This window comes from Pseudomonas sp. PDM17, assembly GCF_014851985.1.
In the GTDB taxonomy this organism is placed as follows: domain Bacteria; phylum Pseudomonadota; class Gammaproteobacteria; order Pseudomonadales; family Pseudomonadaceae; genus Pseudomonas.
Genome location: NZ_JACVAT010000001.1, coordinates 1,087,313 through 1,103,488 on the forward strand (window position 1 = coordinate 1,087,313; position 16,176 = coordinate 1,103,488).

Genomic DNA, 16,176 nt, shown 5'->3' on the forward strand with positions numbered 1-16,176 from the left:
GTTTTTTTATGTTCTTCGTAGGGGCCGCCTTCACGGCAGAATCGCAAACACCCGCGCCGGGAAGCCCGTACCCTGGGCAATCTTCGGGAAACTCACCACCGCCAGCGCGCCGGCTTCGGGCACCTTGTCGAGGTTGGCGAGCAGTTCGATCTGGTAGTGGTTGGTGCCCAGGATGTAGGACTCCAGCGAATAGTCGTCCTTGCTGGTGGCGATGCCCGGATCGGTGTCGGTGGTCTCGTGGCCCGATGCAGTGATCTTGCGCGTCTCGTAGAGGTACAGCAGCGCCTCCTTGCTCCAGCCCGGATAGTGCGCCACGCCCTTGGCGTCCTGGTTCTGCATCTTCGCCTGGTCTGGCCAGCGCTGGGACCAGTCGGTGCGCAGCGCCGCGAAGGAGCCTTCCGGTACCGCACCATGCCTGGCCTCCCAGGCCTTCACATCGGCGAGGGTGAGTACGTAGTCGGGGTTCTTCGCCACCTGTTCATGGATGTCGAACACCACCAGCGGCAGGAACTGCTCCTTCACATCGAGCTGGTCGACGCTGCGCAGGCCCTTGTGGAAGTGCACCGGCGGGTCGACGTGGGTGCCCCACTGGCCGACGTGGCTGTACAGCTCCACCTGGAAGCCATCCTTGTCCACGGTGTAGAGCGTCTTGCGGCCCATGGGTTCGAAGCCTTTCCAGTGCGGCGTGTTGCTGTCGAAAGAGTGGGTCAGGTCGACGAAAGTGTGCTGCTTGAGACTGGCGTAAGTGTCCCACAGGCTGGGCTGGGCAGCCTGGCTTGCGGCGGGCAACAGGGCGGCGGCGAAGAGCAGGGCGGGGAGGCGTTGCATGGGTCTGATTCCTTGACGGGGAGGGGAGAAAGCGCCTTATCTTTCTCCATCGTTCATTCCGCCATCCAATTCTGAATTCTGCTTTTCTTATTCCTTTCCGTTAGGAGCCACCATGTCCTTCCAGCTCATCGAGTACGCCGAAGCCAGTCCTGAAGTCCGTGCCGTCTACGACGACATCATGGCGACCCGCAAGATCGACTGGGTGAACAACTTCTGGAAGGCCCTCGCCAACCACCCGCAGACGCTCAAGCGGACCTGGGGAAGCCTCAAGGAAGTGATGGGGCCGGGGCAACTGGACCCGCTGGTGAAGGAACTGATCTACGTTGCCGTCAGTGTCACCAACAACTGCAATTACTGCATCGGCTCCCACGGTGCCGCAGCGCGCAAGGCTGGGATGGACGACGCCATGCTCGGCGAGCTGATGGCGGTGGTGGCCATGGCCAACGAAACGAACCGCCTTGCCATCGGCTACCAGGTGCCGCTGGACGATGTGTTCAAGGGCGCGGTGATGGAGAGCAGCGGCAGCTGAGTCGACTGGACCAGGGGCTGACCTTGTAGGAGCGGGCCATGCCCGCGATCCGTCGGCAGGGCCGACGTTTTTTTGCTCTGGTGTTGCAGGTCTGCTGCGTTGGCCTGGGTGTTTCAGCGTCGCTTCGGCGTACGCCCAAGCATCTTGTTTCGCCCCCTCGGGCGACCTACTTTGGAAAGACCCAAAGTAGGCAAAGGTCTCGCCCCTGGCATCCGGCTTTTCGCTGCGCGAAAAGTACCCTCGGTTCTTCGGAGTTCCAGGGGCCCGCGTTGACGGGCCATCCCTGGCCCGACAACGCTCTCGCGACATCCATGTCGCTCAACCCCTGAAACTCCGATCACCTTCGGCCTTCTGAAAGGGGCACTCTGGAGTGTGCGGACATTTCTCTGGAAGTATTTAAGAGCCAGAGCCAGAGCCAGAGCCAGAGCCAGAGCCAGAGCCAGAGCCAGAGCCAGAGCCAGAGCCAGAGCCAGAGCCAGAGCCAGAGCCAGAGCCAGAGCCAGAGCGGTGGCTTTTCGTAGGAGCGAGCCTGCTCGCGAACCCGCCATGCGCCCGAACCGTCAGGGGGCGGATTGGGACAATCGCTGGATCGCCTTCACCGGAGTCCCATCGCTCCAGCGCCCCATGGAGAGCTGCGCCGGCCCGCCGCCCAGGGCGTAATCGCGATCCTGGCCGTAGAAGGCCGCATCGCACAGCGCATCGAACAGCTTCCACGGTCCGAACCAGTCCATCGCATCGGTGGCCAAAGCGTTGTGCGCCGGACGCTGGCCCTGCTTGAGCCGCTGCTTCACACGTTCCTGCACGCGGTTGAGCAGCCAGCTGGAAGAGTCGCTGGGCGGGTAGCGCGGATCGAAACGCGGCGCGGTTGGTGCTGCGTGATTGGCCAGCAGCGGCGGGCTGCCGTGGCGGTCGCTGCGAAGCAGGAGCAAGTCCTTATCGCGCGGTGCGACCTGCTTGCTTTCCGCGTAGACACGTCGCGCGTCATCGCAGGCGACGCGATCGTCCTCATCACCACAAACAGCCAGCAGCAAGGTGCCGGCGGGAATGTTTGCCAGTGGCTCCAGCGGCACCTGCCGCCAGCGCGGGCCGCTGCTCTTGCCCGGCTCAACCGCCATCAGCGCGCGCGGTTGTGGCACGCCGAGGCGTTGCCAGGAGGCTGCCAGCCCGCTGGCGATCAGGCCGCCCGCCGAATGGCCGACATAGGCGACGTGCTCCAGCTCCGGCTTCACCCCCAGTTTGCCCGCCTGCAGATCGGCGAGGGCGCGGCGCACGGAATCGGCGGCGTTGGGCAGGAATTCCGCCGCCGGCGTCTTCAGCGTGGCCTGGTAGCGCGGGTAGATGAGGATGGCACCGCGCCGGACGATGTGCTCGATCCAGGCGCGGTAGAGGTCGGGCTGCATGACGCTCCAGCCGTGGGTGAAGACCACGACGGGGGCCGTGGACGGGGCAGGACGGTCCGGGGTGAACACCCAGTACTCGTTGCCGTCGGTGGTGAAGTGCGACTGGCGCACATCGGCGTGGGCATAGTTCGAGCCGCCGGGGCCCTGCAGTGGCTGGGTCGGTGGCAGGACCTCGGCAGCGCTCAGCGGGGCTGCCTGGAGCAAGTTGCAGATCAGCAGCAGGCCGGCGGCCAGCGCTGGAATCAGCCGGTGGGCGGGCATGGAGGCACCTCTGGCGGGGATGCCTCCAGCATAGCTGTCAGCGTGGATAGAGCGGCGGCAGGCTGCTGGCTTCCGGCGCTGGCGGCGCGTCCGGATCGGCGCCGGGGAGGGTGCGGATGGCGCGCCAGAGGTCTTCGCCCTGCCAGTTGCGACCGCTTTCGCTGTCGCTGTAAAGCGCGCCGTTGAGGCCGTCCAGCGCATCGGACAGCGGCACGAAGCGCGCTGCCATGTCGGCCAGGGTTTCCGGCTGCTGGCGGGCCCAGGCGTCCAGCGCCTGGCGGGTGGCGTGGGAGTCGTTGGCCTGGCAGGCGCGGCGCAGTTCGTCGAGCAGCGTGCGGGTGCTGGGACCGGCCTGCGCCACACGGATCACCGCCGGCTGGCTACGGGCGCGCCACCACAGGCCGAAGCCGAGCAGGGTGGTCAGGCTAAGCAGCGCGCAGGCGAGCTGCCAGGGCCACAGCAGCGTGTCGCTGACCGGCGTTTCGCTGGGCGCGGCGGGGGGCTCGGCGTGTTCTTCGAGCTGTGCGTTGGCGGCGACCTGCAGTGTGCGCGCCGGCAGGCTGGTGCGCTCGACGCGGCGCTCCTGGGTGTTCCACCAGACGATTTCCACCGGCGGCAGCTCCACCGGGCCGGCCTTGTCGGCGATCAGTGCTTCACGCTCTTCGCGACTGCCGATCATGCCCTGGTCGCTGGCCTCGTTGGCCAGCTGCGGCTGGTCCGGATAATGGCGCAGGCCCTCGGGCAGGCTGATGGGCAACGGCGGCAGCTGGGCGCTGGAGAGGCCTTCCACGCGCAGCATGATGTTGCGGGTCAGCGACTCACCGGCCTTGGCTTCCTCGGGTTGCGGGCTCCAGGTCTCGGTCAGGCTGAGTGAGCGGGCAGGCAGCCATGGCGCGTCCTTGGGATAGTCCGCCGGTTTGGGGTCGACCTGCAGCGGGATGCTCGGCGAGACCACCCGAATCTGTTTGCCCGTTGGCGGGGCGAACGGGTTGTTGTCCTCGTTGCGGCGTTGCGCGACCTGGGTGGCGTTGAAGGTCTGGCCGGGGATTTCCAGGGTGCCGCTGTTCTGCGGGAAGATCGCGTAGCGCACTTCGATCACGCCGTGGCGAACGCCGTTGATGTCCTTCTCGTAGGTGCGCGGCTCGCCCAGTTGTTCGACGCGGGCGTCGTTCATGCGCAGCGGGCTGAGGCTGCTGTCGTCGTATAGCGACACGGAGTGGTAGATGCGCAGGGTGAGGATCACCTGGGCCTGCACCCAGCTTTCCTCGCGGTCGACGCTGGCGTCGATGAACACCGGGGCGAGTTTCTGGCCCTCGGCGTTGTCCTCGGCCTTGAGCACCTCGAGACTGATCGGTTCGCTGGCATTGCCGCCCAGGTGGACCGGTGGGATTTCCACCTTGCCTTCGTCGCGCGGCTGCAGGGTGATGATCCAGCGCGTGGTGGCCTGGGACTTGCCGTTGAGGGTTGTCAGGCGGTTGACCTGGCGGGTGCCGAGCACCACGAACTGCTCGTCCAGCGGCTTCAGGTCCGGCTTGCCGAACAGCGTGGGGTCGTCGGATTCCAGTGTCAGTTCGACGCTCTCGCCCTGGTTCAGGCGCGCGCGGTCGACGCTGGCGGTGAGGCTGGCCTCGGCGCGGAAGGCGGCGAGGCAGAGCAGGGTCAGGCAGATCAGCCTTATCATGGGTTGGGTTCCTGGCGCTGCTGCTGTTGCTGGTACCAGAACTTGCGGCGCAACAGCTCGGACGGATCGTCGGGAATCTGCCGCAGCCACTGTTCCAGGGCCTGACGGCGCTCGTCACCTAGTGGACCGGCATCTTCCGGGTTGGTTTCCTGTTCTTCGCGGGCATTCTCGCCGGGTTTGTCGCTCTGGCTGGCGGAGGGGCGGTCGGCTTCCTGCGAAGGGTTCTTCGCCGCCGGTGCCGGCTGGGAGTCGCGTTCGCTGGAGTGTTCTTCCTCTTGCTGTTGGTCCTGCGGCTTGGCGGCCTGGGGATCGCTGCTCTGGGCGGGATCCTGGTTCTGCTGCGGCGGCTGGTCGGTGCCATCGCCCGCGGGGTTGTCCTTGCGCTGGCGCAGCAGGTCCTCGAGCAGCGCCTTGTTGCGCTTGGCGGCTTCCAGTTCGGGGTCGCGTTCCAGCGCCTGGTCATAGGCGTCGATGGCCGCTTCCAGCTCGTTCTGTTTCGCCAGGGCATTGCCGCGGTTGTAGTGATCTGCGGCCTCATCGCCCTGGGCGAAGGCCTGGGCGGCGTCGACGTAGTCGCCGGCGCGGTACAGCGCCATACCTTTCCAGCGGAAGTCGTCGAAGCGCTCGGCGGCTTCGGCGGGGTGCCCGGCGTCGAGCAGGCGCTGGCCCTGCTGGTCCGGACGCAGCCAGAGATCGTTGAACTCGAAGGCGTTGGCATCCTGCGGCGGCGCCCACAGCAGTGGCAGCAACAGCGGCAGGCTGAACAGCCAGCCGCGACGGCCGGCGCAGGCGGCGAGCAGCAGTAACGGCAACAGCAGCCAGTAGCCCTGATCGGCCCAACGTTGCAGGCGCAGCAGGGCATCCTCTTCGCTCACTTGCAGCCCCTGTGTGCTGTCCAGCAGGCCGAGGGAGCGCAGGTCGCTGCTGCTGGCGCGCAGGCGCTGGAAGCGTCCGCCCATGTCGGTGGCGAAGGCGCGTAACGAGCTTTCGTCCAGGCGCGGCACGAGAATGTTGCCCTGGTCGTCCTTGAGGAAAGTGCCGTCTTCCTGGGCGATGGGCGCGCCGCCGGGAGTACCCACGGCGAGCAGCAGCAGGTCCTTGCCCTTGCCTTTGAGGGCCTGGCGGATGCCCTGGCGTTCGCGGGCATCCAGCGCACTGGTGATCAGCAGGATGCGACCGTTGCCCTCGGCGCCGTTGTCCAGCAGGCGGCGCGCCTGGGCCACGGCAAGGTCTGCGCGCTCGCCCGGCTCGGGCATGATCGAGGGCTTCAGGGCGTCCAGCAGGTTGCGAGCGGTGCCCAGGTCATTGGACAGCGGCACCAGCGTGTGGGCGCTGCCGGCATAGACGACGATGGCGGTCTGCGCGTCGCTGCGGCTGTGCAGCAGGTCGAGCAGCTTGTGCCGGGCCTGCTCCAGGCGCGTCGGCTTGAGGTCGGTGGCGAGCATCTGCGGAGTGAGTTCCAGCACAACAACCAGCGGGTCGCTGCGTTCCATGGTCGGTTGTTCCACCTGCTCCCAGCTCGGCCCGAGCAGGGCGAGCACGGCCAGCAGCCAGGCGATGCCGAGGTAGATCCACGGGCGGCGCTCATGGCGGCCGCTGCCGCCGGACAGCAGCCACGGATGGAAGGCTGGGGGCAGCAGTAATTGCCAGCGGCCGGCGCGGCGTTCGCGGTGCCAGAGTTTCCACAGCAGCCAGCCGAGCGGCAGCAGCAGGATCAGCCAGAGCGGATGCAGCAGGTGCGGCCAGACGTGGCTCATGACCGGCGCTCCTTCTGCAGGCGCGTCACCCAGGCGGGCCAGCGCCAGTCCTCGGGCGGCCACAACGTTCCGGCGACCAGCGCCGCGCTGATCAGCAGGGCCAGCAGCAGCGGCCAACGGTACAGCGCGATGGCCGGGCGTGCCTGGGTCGGCTTCTGCTCCACCGGTTCGAGTTGGTCGAGGCTGTCGGAGATGCGTTGCAGCTCTTCACCGTTGCGCGCACGGAAGTATTCGCCGCCAGTGCTTTCGGCGATGGCCTTGAGTGTTGGTTCGTCCAGGTCCAGCCCCGGATTGAGGCCGAACAGCCCGGCGACGCCGCCCTGCTTGGGGTCGGCGCCGATGCCGATGGTGTAGACCTTCACCTGTTCTTCGGCGGCGAGCTTGGCGGCGGTCTGCGGGGATATCTCGCCGGCGGTGTTGGCCCCGTCGGTAATCAGCACCAGTACTCGGCTCTCGGCCGGGCGCTGGCGCAGGCGCTTGACCGCCAGGCCGATGGCGTCGCCCAGGGCGGTGTCCTTGCCGGCGATGCCAATCAGCGCCTCGTCCAGCCAGATGCGCACGGTGTGACGGTCGAAGGTCAGCGGCGCCTGCAGGTAGGCGCGGGTGCCGAACAGGATCAGCCCGACGCGGTCGCCCCGGCGGCCTTCGATGAAGTCGCCGAAGAGCTTCTTCACCAGGTCCAGGCGGCTGACTTGCGCGCCGTCCCAGGTCATGTCGGCGTAGTCCATGGAGCCGGAGACGTCGACCGCCACCAGCAGGTCGCGGCCGGTGGCCGGGATCGGCAGCGGCTCGCCGACCCACTGCGGACGTGCGGCGGCCAGCAGCAGGCAGAGCCAGAGCAGGGCGAAGGGCGCCTGCTGGCGCCACGCCGGCAGGCGTGCGCGGGCACGGCGGCCGGCGAGGCCCTCGAGTTCCTTGAGGAAGCTGACCTTGATCGCCGCCTCGCCGTTGTCGGCCGGCGGCAGGATGAAGCGCAGCACCCAGGGCAGCGGTGCGAGCAGGAATATCCAGGGCCAGGCGAACTCAAACATGCTTGCGCACCCAGGTTTCCACCGAAGCAGCGAGGCCGTCGATGGCCTTGTCGTCCAGTTTGCACTCGGCGCGGTAACCGCCTTCCACCAGGATCATCCAGCGGGTCAGGCCGGCGGCCGGGCAGCGGGTATCGAGGAAGGCCAGCCAGGCGCGGCCGCTCAGGGTATGGCTGTGGCTGTCGGGCCAGCGGGCGCGCGACAGGCGCTTGAGCAGGCCGTTCAGCGATTGCAGCCACGGGCCGGCCGGCGCTCGGTCGTAGGGTCGTGGCAGGCGCTTGAGTTCCTCCAGCGCGGCTTCGCGCAGCGGGTCCAGCGGCACCTCGGTGACGACCTTGGCCTTGCGCCTGGGCAGCCAGCGCTGGCGGTTGCGCCAGAGCCCCCAGAGCAGCAGCGGCACCAGCGCGGCGAGCAGCCACCAGCCCGGCGCCGGCGGCCACCAGGGCACCGCGGCGGGTTCGATCAGCGGTTGCAACTGGTCGAGGGGATTCATTTCGCGTAGCCCGGCTGGTGCTGTTCCAGCAGGTTGCGCAGCTGTTCCACCAGTTCTTCCTGGGTGGTCAGCGGCAGCAGCGGCACGCCAAGGCGCAGGGCGAGGCGCTGCCAGCGTTCGCGGCGCGCTTCGCCGAGGGCGCGGTAGGCCAGGCGTTGCTCGTCGATGTGGGTGTCCAGCTCCAGTTGCGCCTGACCCTCGGCGAACCTCAACAGGCCGGCGGCGGGCAGGGCGTGGTCGAGCGGGTCGGAGACCGGCAGCATCACCAGGTCGGTGTGGCGCGCCAGCAGGGACAGCTGTTGCTCTGCGACGTCACTGAGCGCGCGCTCGTCGCACATCACCATGATCAGGCTACCGGGGCGCAGCACCTCGCGGGCGCGGCGCAGGGCCATACCGAAGCCGTCGCCGCTGTGGCTGAGGTTGGAACCGGCGAGTAGGGCGTTGTTGGCGCGTGCAATCAGGTTGAACAGCTGCAGCAGGCTCTGCTTGCTGCGCCGGGGTTTGATCTCATGGCATTCGCTGTCGGTGAAGACCAGCCCGCCGATGCGGTCGTTGTGCGCCAGCGCGGCCCAGCCGACGAAGGCGGCGGCGCGTGCGGCGAGCACGGACTTGAAGCACAGGCCGGAGCCGAAGAACAGCCGGGCGCTCTGCTCGACCAGCACGAACACCGGACGCTCGCGCTCCTCATGGAACAGCTTGGTGTGCGGCTCCTGGGTGCGTGCCGTGACGCGCCAGTCGATGGTGCGCACGTCGTCGCCGGCCTGGTAGACGCGCACCTGGTCGAAGTCCACGCCGCGGCCGCGCAGGCGCGAGTGGTGCAGGCCGATCAACGGGCTGCGCCGCGAGGGCGTCGAGAACAGCTGGACTTCGCGCAGGCGGTGACGGATCTCGATCAGCTCGCCGAGCGAGACGGCCACGCCGGGCGCCAGGACGTTGTGCATGTCAGGCGACGGCGACTACGTCGAGGATGCGCTGGACCACACGGTCCTGGTCGATCCCGGCGGCTTCCGCCTCGAAGGTGAGGATCAGGCGATGGCGCAGCACGTCGAAGAGCATCGCCTGGATGTCCTCGGGGCTGACGAAGTCGCGTCCGGCCAGCCAGGCATGGGCGCGTGCACAGCGGTCCAGGGCGATGGAGCCGCGCGGGCTGGCACCGTAGGACAGCCACTCGGCGAGCTCGGCGTCGTACTTGGCCGGGGTGCGCGTGGCCATGATCAGCTGCACCAGGTATTCCTCCACGGCGTCAGCCATGTACAGGCCAAGGATTTCGTGGCGGGCGGCGAAGATGGCTTCCTGGGTAACCCGGCGCTCCGGCTTCGTCTCGCCGTGCAGCGCTTCGCCTCGGGCCTGCTGGAGGATGCGGCGTTCCACGGAGGCTTCCGGGTAGCCGATCTTCACGTGCATGAGGAAGCGGTCGAGCTGGGCCTCGGGCAGCGGGTAGGTGCCTTCCTGCTCGATGGGGTTCTGCGTCGCCATCACCAGGAACAGCGGCGGCAGGTCATAGGTGCTGCGGCCTACGCTGACCTGGCGCTCGGCCATGGCTTCGAGCAGGGCGGACTGCACCTTGGCCGGCGCGCGGTTGATTTCGTCGGCCAGCACCAGGTGATGGAAGATCGGCCCCTGCTGGAACACGAAGCTGCCGTTTTCCGGGCGATAGATCTCGGTGCCGGTGATGTCGGCCGGGAGCAGGTCGGGGGTGAACTGGATGCGGTGGAATTCGGCCTCCAGGCCTTCGGCCAGGTCCTTGATCGCCTTGGTCTTGGCCAGCCCCGGTGCGCCTTCCACGAGCAGGTGGCCGTCGGCGATCAGGGCGATGAGCAGCCGCTCGATGAGCTTTTCCTGGCCGAGGATCTGGCTGGAGAGATACTGGCGCAGTGCAAGGAGCGACTCACGATGTTCCATCGCGTGGATTTCCTGGACGAAGGGTGGGGCTGTCGGGCCGCCTACTTTACTGCATCGGCCCTCACTCTTGCAGCGCTGCGCTTCGAGCCTTGTGCGGCGCTAGTGGTTCCCGATGGGCTTCGAGGCCGGGCAGTGGGGTCAGGCAGCGCAGCGAGGTATTGGGGTTGCGTTGGCGGCGCATGTCGCGCGCGCCGCCATGGACCACGGCGAAGCGATAGATCCAGGCCACCAGGCGTGGCATGCCGGCGCGCAGCAGCATGCGGTGGAACAGCTCGTCCGCCTCGGCCTTGGTCACCGGGGCGACGTTGAGGAACTGGTACAGCGCGTCATGCACCAGGCTGGCGTGGTGCGCCACCGGCCAGAACATCACGCGCTCCTTCTGCTGGCCATGGCGCAGGCACTGCACGCTTTCCAGGTGTTCCCACCAGTCCGGCGTACCGAGCGTGGCGATCCAGAAGAACGGCACTTTCGGCGAACAGCCGTCCCAGGCGTAGGTGCGGGTGCAGCCGAAGTCGTAGCCGACGGTGCCGGCGGTGAGGTCCACACTGGCGGGGCCGGGGTTGATGATGATGCGCCCGTCGTGCACCACCAGCCACTCGCTATAGAAGAAGCGGCCGTCGAACACCGGGTCTTCGCAGACCAGCGGGAAATCGATGTAGTTGATCCATGGGCCGTTGCGGTCGCGGCTGCAGAAGCCCCACTCGCGCACCGAGCGTTCGCGCGCAGCTTCGACACGGCGCAGGCGCTCGTCGCGGCCGACGATGCGCGGCAGCAGTACGCCAAGATAGACCGGGACGGCGCCGATCAGCAGCGGCCGCACGGCCTCGTCGAGGAATAGCCAGGCCAGCACCAGCAGCGCCACGCCCAGCAGGGTGACCAGCAGGTTGTCCAGGTGGCGCAGCAGCGGGCGGTGCAGGGGTGGGTGGCGTTGCATGGCGTCCGTTCCAGGGCAGGAGTCGCCATGATAGCGCTTTGATATTTCCTGCGGCAGATGCGGAACGATCGTACAGCGAAATCGGTCGTCCTCGCGTGGACGAGGAGCCTGCATGCCGTTGACCGAATATGTCGCAGCCCCGTAAGCCAGCGCCGGGTGACTCCCGATAAGCTCGGAGGGATCGATGACCGGCCGGTCGAGGCTGTCAATCGAGGGTCACACTGCCCGTCTATACCTGTGGCCCGACACAAGACGATATGCGTTCTACGCTCAATCCAACAAAACGAGCCCAGCGGAGTAACAACATGGCGTTCTTTACCGCAGCCAGCAAAGCCGACTTCCAGCAACAACTGAAAGCGGCCCTGGCGCAGCACGTCGACGACAAAGGTCTGCCACAAGTGGCCCTGTTCGCCGAGCAGTTCTTCGGCTTCATCTCCCTCGACGAATTGACCCAGCGCAGGTTGTCCGACCTGGTCGGCTGCACCTTGTCTTCCTGGCGCCTGTTGGAACGCTTCGATCCCGCCCAGCCCGAAGTGGCGGTGTACAACCCCGATTACGAAAAGCACGGCTGGCAGTCCACCCATACTGCCGTGCAGGTGCTGCACCCGGACCAGCCGTTCCTGGTCGACTCGGTGCGCATGGAACTGAACCGCCGCGGCTACAGCATCCACACCCTGCAGACCAACGTGCTCAGCGTGCGCCGCAACGCCAAGGGCGAGCTGCTGGAAATCCTGCCGAAGAACAGCACCGGCAAGGACGTGCACCAGGAATCGCTGATGTACCTGGAGATCGACCGCGTCTCCCAGGCCGGCGAACTGCGCACCCTGGAAAGGGCCCTGCTGGACGTGCTCGGCGAAGTCCGCCTGGCCGTCGCCGACTTCCCGGCCATGCGCACCAAGGCCGAAGAGCTGCTGGCCTGGCTGGGCAAATCCAAGGCAAAGGCCCGCGCGGAAGAAACCGCTGAGGTGCGCGCTTTCCTCGAGTGGCTGCTGGACAACCACTTCACCTTCCTCGGCTATGAAGAATTCACCGTGCAGGAGGAGGCCGACGGCGGCCACCTGGTGTACGACGAGAAGGCCTTCCTCGGCCTGACCCGCACCCTGCGCGCCGGCCTGAACAAGGACGACCTGCACATCGAGGATTACGCGGTAGCCTACCTGCGCGAGCCGGTGCTGCTGTCCTTCGCCAAGGCCTCGCAGCCCAGCCGCGTACACCGCCCGGCCTACCCGGACTACGTGTCGATCCGCGAGATCGACGCCAAGGGCAAGGTTGTCCGCGAGTTCCGCTTCCTGGGCCTGTACACCTCGGCGGTCTACGCCGAGAGCGTGTTCGACATCCCGTTCATCCGCGGCAAGGTCGCTGCCGTCCTGAAGAACTCCGGTTTCGACAGCAAGGCGCACCTGGGCAAGGAACTGGCGCAGATCCTCGAGGTGCTGCCGCGCGACGACCTGTTCCAGACCCCGGTGGAAGAGCTGTACAACACCGCCATGTCCATCGTGCAGATCCAGGAGCGCAACAAGATCCGCCTGTTCCTGCGCAAGGACCCGTACGGCCGCTTCGCCTACTGCCTGGCCTACGTGCCGCGCGACATCTATTCCACCGAAACGCGGATGAAGATCCAGCAGGTGCTGATGGAGCGCCTGAAGGCCAGCGACTGCGAGTTCTGGACCTTCTTCTCCGAATCCACCCTGGCCCGCGTGCAGTTCATCCTGCGCGTCGACCCGAAAAACCGCATCGACGTCGACGCCGCCCAGCTGGAGCAGGAAGCCATCCAGGCCTGCCGCTCCTGGCAGGACGACTACGCCGCGCTGGTGCTGGAGAACTTCGGCGAAGGGCAGGGCAACAACCTGCTGGAAGATTTCCCGAAAGGCTTCCCGGCCGGCTACCGCGAGCGCTTCGCCCCGCACTTCGCGGTGGTGGACCTGCAGCATCTGTCCAGCCTGTCCGAAAGCCGCCCGCTGGTGATGAGCTTCTACCAGCCGCTGGCACAGGGAGAGCAGCAGCTGCACTGCAAGCTGTACCACGCCGATACGCCGCTGGCGCTGTCCGACGTCCTGCCGATCCTGGAGAACCTCGGCCTGCGCGTGCTCGGCGAGTTCCCCTACCGCCTGCGCCACACCAACGGCCGCGAATACTGGATCCATGACTTCGCCTTCACCTACGCCGAAGGCCTGGACGTCAACATCCAGGAACTCAACGAGACCCTGCAGGACGCCTTCGTCCACATCGTCAACGGCGATGCCGAGAACGATGCCTTCAACCGCCTGGTGCTGACCGCCGGCCTGCCCTGGCGCGACGTGGCGCTGCTGCGCGCCTACGCCCGCTACCTCAAGCAGATTCGCCTGGGCTTCGACCTGGGTTACATCGCCAGCGCGCTGAACGCCCACGTGGACATCGCCCGTGAACTGGTGCGCCTGTTCAAGACCCGCTTCTACCTCGCCCGCAAGCTCACCGCCGAGGACCTGGAAGACAAGCAACAGAAGCTGGAGCAGGCCATCCTCACCGCCCTGGACGATGTGCAGGTCCTCAACGAGGACCGCATCCTGCGGCGCTACCTCGACCTGATCAAGGCGACCCTGCGCACCAACTTCTACCAGCCGGACGCCGCCGGGCAGAACAAGAGCTACTTCAGCTTCAAGTTCAACCCCAAGGCCATCCCGGAAATCCCACGGCCGACGCCGAAGTTCGAAATCTTCGTCTACTGCCCGCGCGTGGAAGGCGTACACCTGCGCTTCGGCGACGTGGCCCGTGGCGGCCTGCGCTGGTCTGACCGCGAGGAAGACTTCCGCACCGAAGTGCTGGGCCTGGTGAAGGCGCAGCAGGTTAAGAACGCGGTGATCGTGCCCACCGGCGCCAAGGGCGGCTTCATCCCGCGGCGCCTGCCGGTCGGCGGCAGCCGCGATGAAATCCAGGCCGAGGCCATCGCCTGCTACCGCATCTTCATCTCCGGGCTGCTCGACATCACCGACAACATCAAGGAAGGCCAGATCGTGCCGCCGGCCAACGTGGTGCGCCACGACCCGGACGATCCCTACCTGGTGGTGGCGGCGGACAAGGGCACCGCGACCTTCTCCGACATCGCCAACGGCATCTCCGCCGACTACAACTTCTGGCTCGGCGACGCCTTCGCCTCCGGCGGGTCCGCCGGCTACGACCACAAGGGCATGGGCATCACCGCCCGTGGCGGCTGGGTCTCGGTGCAGCGTCACTTCCGCGAACGCGGCATCGATGTGCAGAAGGACAACGTGACTGTCATTGGTATTGGCGACATGGCCGGCGACGTGTTCGGCAACGGCCTTCTCATGTCGGACAAGCTGCAGATGGTTGCCGCGTTCAACCACATGCACATCTTCCTCGACCCGAACCCGGATGCGGCGGCGAGCTTTGCGGAGCGCCAGCGCCTGTTCAACCTGCCACGCTCCAGCTGGGCCGACTACGACGCCTCGCTGATCTCCGCTGGTGGCGGCATCTTCCTGCGCAGCGCCAAGAGCATCACCCTTACCCCGGAAGTGCGCGCACGCTTCGACATCGATGCCGAGCGCCTGACCCCGACCGAGCTGATCCACGCGCTGCTCAAGGCGCCGGTGGACCTGCTGTGGAACGGCGGCATCGGCACCTACGTGAAGTCCAGCGATGAAACCCATGCCGATGTCGGCGACAAGGCCAACGACGGCCTGCGCGTGGACGGCCGCGACCTGCGGGTGAAAGTGGTGGGCGAGGGCGGCAACCTCGGCATGACACAGCTGGCGCGGGTCGAGTTCGGCCTCAATGGCGGCGCCTGCAACACCGACTTCATCGATAACGCCGGTGGTGTGGACTGCTCCGACCACGAGGTGAACATCAAGATCCTGCTCAACGAGGTGGTGACCGCCGGCGACATGACCAGCAAGCAGCGCAACAAGCTGCTGGCGGAAATGACCGACCAGGTCTCCGACCTGGTACTGGGCAACAACTACAAGCAGACCCAGGCGCTGTCACTGGCCGAGCGTCGCGCCCGCGAGCGCATCGCCGAGTACAAGCGCCTGATGAGCGATCTGGAAGGCCGCGGCAAGCTGGACCGCGCGCTGGAGTTCCTGCCCACCGACGAGGGCCTCGCCGAGCGCATCGCGGCCGGGCAGGGCCTGACCCGCGCGGAACTGGCTGTGTTGATCTCCTACAGCAAGATCGATCTGAAGGAACAGCTGCTGGGCTCGCTGGTGCCGGACGACGACTACCTGACCCGCGACATGGAGACGGCCTTCCCGCAGACCCTGGTCGACACCTTCGGCCCGGCCATGCGCAAGCACCGCCTGAAGCGCGAGATCGTCAGCACGCAGATCGCCAACGACCTGATCAACCACATGGGCATCACCTTCGTGCAGCGCTTGAAGGAGTCCACCGGCATGACGCCGGCGAACGTGGCGGGTGCCTACGTGATCGTGCGTGATGTCTTCCATCTGCCGCACTGGTTCCGCCAGATCGAGGCGCTGGACTATCAGGTGCCGGCGGAAGTGCAGCTGACCCTGATGGACGAACTGATGCGCCTGGGGCGTCGTGCTACTCGCTGGTTCCTGCGCAGCCGTCGCAACGAGCAGGATGCCGCCCGTGACGTCGCGCACTTCGGTCCGCGTATCGCCGCCCTGGGCCTGAAACTCAACGAACTGCTCGAAGGCCCGACCCGCGAGCTGTGGCAGGCACGCTACCAGGCTTACGTCGACGCTGGCGTGCCTGAGTTGCTGGCGCGCATGGTCGCCGGTACCAGCCACCTCTACACCCTGCTGCCGATCATCGAAGCAGCGGACGTCACCGGCCGTGACCCGGCCGACGTGGCCCGCGCCTACTTCGCTCTGGGCAGCGAGCTGGAACTGACCTGGTACCTGCAGCAGATCAGCTCCCTGCCGGTGGAGAACAACTGGCAGGCGCTGGCACGCGAAGCCTTCCGCGACGACCTGGACTGGCAGCAGCGGGCGATCACCGTCTCCGTGCTGCAGATGCAGGACGGCCCGGCGGAGATCGATGCGCGCGTGGCGCTCTGGCTGGACCAGCACGCCCCGATGGTGGCCCGCTGGCGGGCGATGCTCGTCGAGCTGCGGGCTTCCACCAGCACCGACTACGCCATGTACGCCGTGGCCAACCGCGAGCTGCTCGACCTGGCGCAGAGTAACCAGCAGGGCTCCTGCCCGGTCTGACGCTCATCGCCTTTAAAGCCTTTTCATGCTCCAGCCCCGCCTCGTGCGGGGCTTTTTTTCGGCTCGGGTTTTGTCGACGGGGGCTGACGCGAGCGCGCGTCATGTTTCTTTCCGTGATCCGCAGCGCATGGATGGGCGGCAACGACGGCGCTGACCTATAGGAGTGCCCTACGGGGGCGATCGCGGGCATGGCCC

11 protein-coding genes are annotated in these 16,176 nt (G+C 66.9%); 2 read left to right on the top strand and 9 right to left on the bottom strand.

The window, feature by feature from the left end; all coding sequences use genetic code 11:
* Window positions 1-30: 30 nt before the first annotated feature.
* Window positions 31-828 carry a cyclase family protein gene (locus tag IB256_RS05300; protein WP_192401539.1) on the bottom strand — a complete coding sequence of 266 codons (798 nt, stop codon included), beginning with the start codon at window positions 826-828 and terminating at the stop codon, window positions 31-33.
* A gap of 112 nt (window positions 829-940) precedes the next feature.
* On the opposite strand from IB256_RS05300, the gene IB256_RS05305 reads away from it, so the two are divergent.
* Window positions 941-1,357, top strand: a complete 417-nt coding sequence (locus tag IB256_RS05305; protein ID WP_192401541.1) for a carboxymuconolactone decarboxylase family protein — start codon at window positions 941-943, stop codon at window positions 1,355-1,357.
* A gap of 560 nt (window positions 1,358-1,917) precedes the next feature.
* On the opposite strand, the gene IB256_RS05310 is transcribed toward IB256_RS05305, so the two are convergent.
* The 8 genes from IB256_RS05310 to IB256_RS05345 all read right to left on the bottom strand — a co-directional run bounded on the left by IB256_RS05310 (window position 1,918) and on the right by IB256_RS05345 (window position 10,813).
* Window positions 1,918-3,018 carry a chlorophyllase/cutinase-like alpha/beta fold protein gene (locus tag IB256_RS05310; protein ID WP_192290832.1) on the bottom strand — a complete coding sequence of 367 codons (1,101 nt, stop codon included), beginning with the start codon at window positions 3,016-3,018 and terminating at the stop codon, window positions 1,918-1,920.
* A 37-nt stretch (window positions 3,019-3,055) separates the two neighbouring features.
* Window positions 3,056-4,699, bottom strand: coding sequence for a BatD family protein (locus tag IB256_RS05315; RefSeq protein WP_192401543.1), 1,644 nt, complete (start codon window positions 4,697-4,699; stop codon window positions 3,056-3,058).
* The gene (locus IB256_RS05320; protein WP_192290828.1) at window positions 4,696-6,456 is read right to left on the bottom strand and encodes a VWA domain-containing protein; all 1,761 of its coding nucleotides are present in this window, start codon (window positions 6,454-6,456) and stop codon (window positions 4,696-4,698) included. Before IB256_RS05320 ends, IB256_RS05315 begins: the two co-directional genes overlap by 4 nt.
* A complete protein-coding gene (locus IB256_RS05325) occupies window positions 6,453-7,487 on the bottom strand; it encodes a vWA domain-containing protein (RefSeq protein ID WP_192290826.1) in 1,035 nt (344 codons plus the stop codon). The genes IB256_RS05320 and IB256_RS05325 overlap by 4 nt, the downstream gene beginning before the upstream one ends.
* Window positions 7,480-7,977, bottom strand: coding sequence for a DUF4381 domain-containing protein (locus IB256_RS05330; protein WP_192290825.1), 498 nt, complete (start codon window positions 7,975-7,977; stop codon window positions 7,480-7,482). Before IB256_RS05330 ends, IB256_RS05325 begins: the two co-directional genes overlap by 8 nt.
* Window positions 7,974-8,918: a DUF58 domain-containing protein gene (locus tag IB256_RS05335; protein WP_192290823.1), complete on the bottom strand. Its 945-nt coding sequence runs from the start codon at window positions 8,916-8,918 to the stop codon at window positions 7,974-7,976. Before IB256_RS05335 ends, IB256_RS05330 begins: the two co-directional genes overlap by 4 nt.
* A gap of 1 nt (window position 8,919) precedes the next feature.
* Window positions 8,920-9,879, bottom strand: coding sequence for an AAA family ATPase (locus IB256_RS05340; protein WP_045211803.1), 960 nt, complete (start codon window positions 9,877-9,879; stop codon window positions 8,920-8,922).
* Window positions 9,880-9,940: 61 nt separating this feature from the next.
* Complete coding sequence (locus tag IB256_RS05345) at window positions 9,941-10,813, bottom strand: DUF1353 domain-containing protein (RefSeq protein WP_192401545.1); 873 nt, start codon at window positions 10,811-10,813, stop codon at window positions 9,941-9,943.
* A 305-nt stretch (window positions 10,814-11,118) separates the two neighbouring features.
* Here IB256_RS05345 and IB256_RS05350 point away from each other — a divergent pair, with 305 nt between their 5' ends.
* Complete coding sequence (locus IB256_RS05350; protein WP_192401547.1) at window positions 11,119-15,981, top strand: NAD-glutamate dehydrogenase; 4,863 nt, start codon at window positions 11,119-11,121, stop codon at window positions 15,979-15,981.
* The last annotated feature ends 195 nt before the right edge of the window (window positions 15,982-16,176 follow it).